We start from the raw sequence: 3,998 nt of genomic DNA, 5'->3' as shown, positions 1-3,998 counted from the left end.
CCCACCGCCCTGCGCATACCGCATACCTCCGGCATACCGCAACAATCATGAAACGTCAGATCCCCACCCGCCATAGCGAGTTCAACCTCAGTACCTGCGGAGAGACCGAGGTTGCCTTCCCGGCGGCGGACTGCCGTTCGTCAGGCGGGTGCCTCGTTTCGCGCCGCGCTGCTGGGAGAGTTCCACCAACGCCTGCCACTCCTCGGCGGTCGCAGGGGCGTCCCACTGCCCGACGACCGGCGAGGCGGTGGCGGGGCCTCGGACCAACTCCCCATGGATGGTCCGGTATCCGCACATCACGGGGTTGGTCAGGGCCTGGCGGACAGTCGCTCCGCTCCACCGGTTTCCCGACGCGGTTGGGATACCCCGTGCGTTCAACCTCCTGGCGATGTCGTTCCAACTCGCACCACGCAGTGCCGATTCGATCATCTCCCGCAGGATCGGCCATTCTGCGGGATCCTGGCGCATGTTGATCCTGCGTCCCGAGCACGGGTCCGGCGGAAGCCAGCCGAAGCGGCGTCGCCCGCCCGGAGTCCCGCCGTCGATGGCCCGTCGGCGAATGTGGCGCTCGATGCGCTCCTTCGTCTTCTTGACTTCGTCGACGCTGACAGTCGCGCTACTGGCGTTGGTCTTCGAGTAAAAGTCGAAAACGGAACACCGCTCGATGAAGAGCCCCTCTTCGGTGACAGTGACGGCTTGATGGACTCTGGCGAAGTCCGAGGCCAGGCGCCAGACTCGCTCATGTTCCGTCGCGATGAGGGCCTGGACCGGATGGCCCTGGGGAGTCCTGCGGCAGTGCAGGGCCTCGATCATCTCGGCGAACGCCGGTCGTACGACAGCTGGTTGTACCGCTGTCAGGCCGTTGTCCTCGTAGGACCTGACGATGGCCACCCCGAACGCGGCGGCCGTCTCGATGTTCTCCTCGTGCTGGTGGCGAATGCCCGTCCCGGCCTCGCGTCCCTTGGCCACCATGGCGGACCGTGTGCTCTGGTCGGCACTGATCCGGGCGTAGTCCACTCCGGGTATCCGGCCGTCGAGCCACTCCTCGAAGGTGTGTCCGGCTTCCAGAGCCGAGACGAGTGAGGGATTGAGGAAGCTCCTGGACCAGCCGGGCATGCGGGTGTCCCTTCGAGAGCGGATGAACAGTTCGATCGCCTCGAAATATGCCGGTGCGTGGCAGGGGTGATGAGTGGATGATCGATTGGTTCCGCGTATCGAGTGAAAAGCGGTGCAGCAGATTGACGTCGTGGTCGGTGTCTTCCCGCGTAGAACTTCGCGGAAGTGGTACGAGCGCGTCACGTCCACGCAGCACCCGCTTAACACGGGTCCGGCACATTAGTGGGTGTCGGCAGGGCGGGAGCGGCTCCCCGCCCCGGCCGACGACGGAACGGCGCCAAGGACCTCCGGAGCGGCTCCCGGACCTCCATGGACGCCATGGACGCGCAAGCCCGGCCCTGACCCGGCCCGCGTCCCTCGCGGGGACCGCCGTCGTCCCGCCCCCCTCCAAGGGGGTGCGGCGGTCCCCGCGCACACCCCTTTGCGCCTAAACCGGCGCCGCTCTCGCGGACCTGGTTGCTCGCCGTCGGGGTTCCTCAATCGATGGTTGCGGTGCTCGTCGTCCCAGAAGACGCGGGATTACTCTTCCCAGTCCGAGTCACCCGACTTGCCCCTGCGCCTGCTGCCCAGCCGCGGCGACGTGCGCAGCGCCCACGCCACGTTCACGCCGACGATGCCCGCCCAGGTGACGAGGAGGCCCGAGAGGCCCGCCACGCCGCCGCCGATGCCGGAGAGGGGGATGGCGACGACGAGGGAGACGATCCCGAAGCCGTAGCGTTCGCCGAAGCCGTCGGTGGACTTGGGGGAGCGGGCGCCACGGGCGGCGACCATCTGCTGCTCGGCGAGCTGGCGGCGCACTCGGCGGTCGACGGCGCCGTCGATGCGCTGGTCGACCTTCTCCAGGAACGAATCGACGAGCGCGGTCTCGTAGTCGTCGCCCAGCTCTCTGCGCGCGTGGATCGTCGCGGCGAGCTCCTTCTTGAGCTCGGCGTCACGGGGTTCCATTCGGGTCATGCTGTCCACAGTAGGCAGCCGGGATGTACTTGGCACGGGGGTTAGCCCCCCTGTTGTGACCGGGGCGGCCCTACTCCGTCAGACCGTGCTGCTTCGCGTACGCGTTCGCCACGTCCTCCGTCGGGACGTTACGCAGGTGAGGACGCCGTCCGCGTCGACGTGCGGGCGGCCGCTGAAAATGAGAGTTGACAAGGCCTCTGACCTGCTCACTATCACTTTCACGATCATCGAAGTAGCGGCGTTCGTAGAGTTGAAAATGATAGTGGGTCTGGCCGGCTCATTTCGGGGAGCCTCTTCTGCGCAACGGTTGGCGCCGTGATTCACTCCTGTCAGAGCCGACGACGCATCACTTCGATGCAGGTGGCCCGGGCCGCGTTCGATCGATCTCGCGGATATGGAGTGCCGAGTTTCATTCCACCGTCGGTGGTGATCGGCGGTTGGCGCCCCTGGTAGTAGTGGGCCGAGGCGAGGTTTAGCCAGCGCTCGACATGGTTGGGGTGCTTTGCGGCCAGCGCCAGCAACTCCCGCTGCGCCTCGGCGAACTGGCCGGACTCCCCGAGGAGGTCCGCCTACAGATTCCACTCGGTCGGCCCCTCGGCCCCAGCTGTCCGGGCAAGCTGCGTCATGATCTGTTCCGCGTCCTGCGGGGAACTTGAGCGCACTTCCTCGACCACGGCCTGCCCGCGCGGTTCTCCGCCGGCGACCCACACCATGTCCGGCTCGGACGTACGCCAGCGCCCCCGCCGGTGCCCCATGTGACCGGTTCCCCCACCGGCCAGTTCAGGGTGACGGCAGGCGCACGGCAAGGGGCTTGTCGACTCAGAACATACGCACGCGCTGGGGGAGGATCTGCGAGAGCTCCTATTGGAATACGGTTTCGCAGATCTACGCCGCGTACCTCAGCCAGCTACTTTTGGGCGCCGAGCCCGCCATCGACGCGCGTGTCGCCGCATTGGCACTCGGCGTCGTCCGAGCCGAGGCCGAACCCGTCGCTGGAATCCCGGGCTGCTTGACGGCGGACAACGACGAACAGGCCGCGTCCAAACTGGAGTCGGCGGAGGGGAACCTCGACTCCACGTACTTCGCCTGGTCGGGCTCCACGTCGAGCGACCAGCCGATCTACTACCGCGTCCAGAGCCCCGACTTCACCATCGAGTTCGCCCACCAGCAGAACATGGGAGGCACCAGCCACATCCACGCCATCTACCGCGAGAACGGCAACGACTACGGCGCAGAGGACTGATCCGTGACCGTGATCGCTCTCGGCACGGCGGTACTGTTCGCGGGCCCGCCGAGGACGTGGCACACCTTGTCGTGCAGTCCGGAACCGCCCCCCGTGAAGGCGACCGCCCCGAGGTAGGTGCCGAAGAGGATCTCGCGGCGGGCCGCCATGTCCTGCCCGTCGGCGACGAGGCGCGGCAGCGCGGAGATCAGTGACCTTACGCCCTCGACGGCCAGGGCGGAGCTGATCGGGTTGTGCAGGGCGCCCACCACACGTCGACGCAGCGGGCGAGCGCGTTGAGGCCGGACGTCATCGACAGCCATGTCGGCAGCGACAGCATCAGCGTGGTGTCGTGGACGACGACCCAGGAGAGCACCTTGGGGGGCGACGCCGGTGTGCTTGTGGCCGTCCTCGGTGAGGCCTCGGACGGGGGTGGCCTCGGAACCGGCGTAGGTTGTGGGGACGGCGAGACAGGCAGCCCCGTGGTGAGGGCCGCCGCCTTGCCGGTGCCCGGCGTCGGGCAAGCCTGCCGATGCTCAGCGGCAGGTCGGCCGCGTGCTCGCGGGCCGCGATCCGCACCGCCTCAGCTACCTCGGCCGGCACGTGCGGTCGGACACCGCCGGAGACGGCCACGACGGGGACGTCCTCGCAGATGTCCTCGGCCAGGGCCGCTCGGCGTCGGCCGCGATCACCAGGACCCGGCTCG

General features: G+C 67.8%; 5 protein-coding genes. 1 reads left to right on the top strand and 4 read right to left on the bottom strand.

Translation table 11 applies throughout. The features are described from left to right. Window positions 1–87 precede the first annotated feature (87 nt). The 3 genes from ACWD3C_RS48010 to ACWD3C_RS48000 form a co-directional block, all read right to left on the bottom strand. Window positions 88–1,116 (bottom strand): recombinase family protein, encoded by a 1,029-nt coding sequence (locus ACWD3C_RS48010; protein ID WP_451155071.1) that lies wholly within the window; start codon window positions 1,114–1,116, stop codon window positions 88–90. Between the two features lie 519 nt (window positions 1,117–1,635). Then, window positions 1,636–2,061 carry a hypothetical protein gene (locus tag ACWD3C_RS48005; protein WP_451155073.1) on the bottom strand — a complete coding sequence of 142 codons (426 nt, stop codon included), beginning with the start codon at window positions 2,059–2,061 and terminating at the stop codon, window positions 1,636–1,638. A gap of 578 nt (window positions 2,062–2,639) precedes the next feature. Then, the gene (locus ACWD3C_RS48000) at window positions 2,640–2,825 is read right to left on the bottom strand and encodes a hypothetical protein (protein WP_451155069.1); all 186 of its coding nucleotides are present in this window, start codon (window positions 2,823–2,825) and stop codon (window positions 2,640–2,642) included. A gap of 56 nt (window positions 2,826–2,881) precedes the next feature. Here ACWD3C_RS48000 and ACWD3C_RS47995 point away from each other — a divergent pair, with 56 nt between their 5' ends. Next, a complete protein-coding gene (locus tag ACWD3C_RS47995) occupies window positions 2,882–3,313 on the top strand; it encodes a DUF3500 domain-containing protein (RefSeq protein WP_451155067.1) in 432 nt (143 codons plus the stop codon). Here ACWD3C_RS47995 and ACWD3C_RS47990 read toward each other — a convergent pair. Then, window positions 3,295–3,615 (bottom strand): hypothetical protein, encoded by a 321-nt coding sequence (locus ACWD3C_RS47990; protein WP_451155065.1) that lies wholly within the window; start codon window positions 3,613–3,615, stop codon window positions 3,295–3,297. The genes ACWD3C_RS47995 and ACWD3C_RS47990 overlap by 19 nt on opposite strands. Window positions 3,616–3,998: the final 383 nt, after the last annotated feature.

The sequence above is a fragment of the Streptomyces sp. NPDC002845 genome (assembly GCF_053591955.1).
The sequence above is the reverse complement of the archived record's forward strand: the minus strand, read 5'-3'. Positions and strand labels throughout refer to the sequence as shown.

What these genes read in the sequence shown, in the direction of transcription:
- ACWD3C_RS48010 (WP_451155071.1), bottom strand. Translation starts at nt 1,116, where the DNA reads ATGCCCGGCTGGTCCAGGAGCTTCCTCAATCCCTCACTCGTCTCGGCT.
- ACWD3C_RS48005 (WP_451155073.1), bottom strand. Translation starts at nt 2,061, where the DNA reads ATGGAACCCCGTGACGCCGAGCTCAAGAAGGAGCTCGCCGCGACGATC.
- ACWD3C_RS48000 (WP_451155069.1), bottom strand. Translation starts at nt 2,825, where the DNA reads ATGGGGCACCGGCGGGGGCGCTGGCGTACGTCCGAGCCGGACATGGTG.
- ACWD3C_RS47990 (WP_451155065.1), bottom strand. Translation starts at nt 3,615, where the DNA reads ATGGCTGTCGATGACGTCCGGCCTCAACGCGCTCGCCCGCTGCGTCGA.